We start from the raw sequence: 735 nt of genomic DNA, 5'->3' as shown, positions 1-735 counted from the left end.
AAATTTAAATGGTGGAGGAGAGTGGATTTGAACCACTGAAAGCTGTGCTAACGGATTTACAGTCCGTCCCCTTTGGCCAACTCGGGAACTCCTCCTTGATTTCTCTTGGAGCTGGTGAGAGGACTTGAACCCCCAACCTACTGATTACAAGTCAGTTGCTCTACCAATTGAGCTACACCAGCACTTCTTTTTCCCTTTTTCTTTGGCGACCTGGATCGGGCTCGAACCGACGACCTCCAGCGTGACAGGCTGGCATTCTAACCAACTGAACTACCAGGCCTCGTTAGAACTCTCTCTTTATTTAAATGGTGGGCACAATAGGGCTCGAACCTATGACCCCCTGCTTGTAAGGCAGATGCTCTCCCAACTGAGCTATGCGCCCATTTATTTTGGTGACCCTGCCGGGAATCGAACCCGGGATACCACCGTGAAAGGGTGGTGTCTTAACCGCTTGACCACAGGGCCTGATTTTTTGGTAGCGGCGAACAGATTTGAACTGCTGACACTGCGGGTATGAACCGCATGCTCTAGCCAACTGAGCTACGCCGCCACATATTTAGATTGGAGCTACGCTCACAGAACTCTGTTAGTATAACATAATAATATTATTATGTCAATACATTTTTTGGTAGCGGGAGCAGGATTTGAACCTACGACCTTCGGGTTATGAGCCCGACGAGCTACCGGACTGCTCCATCCCGCGCCATTCTTTTTTTACACCTTTTTTTGGTGCCG

The 735-nt window shown here is 49.1% G+C and carries 7 tRNA genes; all 7 read right to left on the bottom strand.

From position 1 onward, the window contains the following. Positions 1 to 9: 9 nt before the first annotated feature. Positions 10 to 95: transfer RNA gene (locus tag HMPREF0629_RS07590), tRNA-Tyr, on the bottom strand. A gap of 11 nt (positions 96 to 106) precedes the next feature. Beyond that, positions 107 to 182, bottom strand: a tRNA-Thr gene (locus tag HMPREF0629_RS07585). 21 nt (positions 183 to 203) lie between these two features. After that, positions 204 to 280 (bottom strand) — tRNA-Asp (locus HMPREF0629_RS07580). Positions 281 to 306: 26 nt separating this feature from the next. Beyond that, positions 307 to 382, bottom strand: a tRNA-Val gene (locus HMPREF0629_RS07575). A gap of 8 nt (positions 383 to 390) precedes the next feature. Further along, positions 391 to 465: transfer RNA gene (locus HMPREF0629_RS07570), tRNA-Glu, on the bottom strand. An 8-nt stretch (positions 466 to 473) separates the two neighbouring features. Next, positions 474 to 550 (bottom strand) — tRNA-Met (locus HMPREF0629_RS07565). Positions 551 to 626: 76 nt separating this feature from the next. Next, positions 627 to 703: transfer RNA gene (locus HMPREF0629_RS07560), tRNA-Met, on the bottom strand. Positions 704 to 735: the final 32 nt, after the last annotated feature.

The organism is Peptoniphilus sp. oral taxon 386 str. F0131, assembly GCF_000090945.1.
Lineage (GTDB): Bacteria > Bacillota > Clostridia > Tissierellales > Peptoniphilaceae > Anaerosphaera > Anaerosphaera mikwangii.
This window is presented reverse-complemented; position numbering and strand designations above follow the sequence as displayed.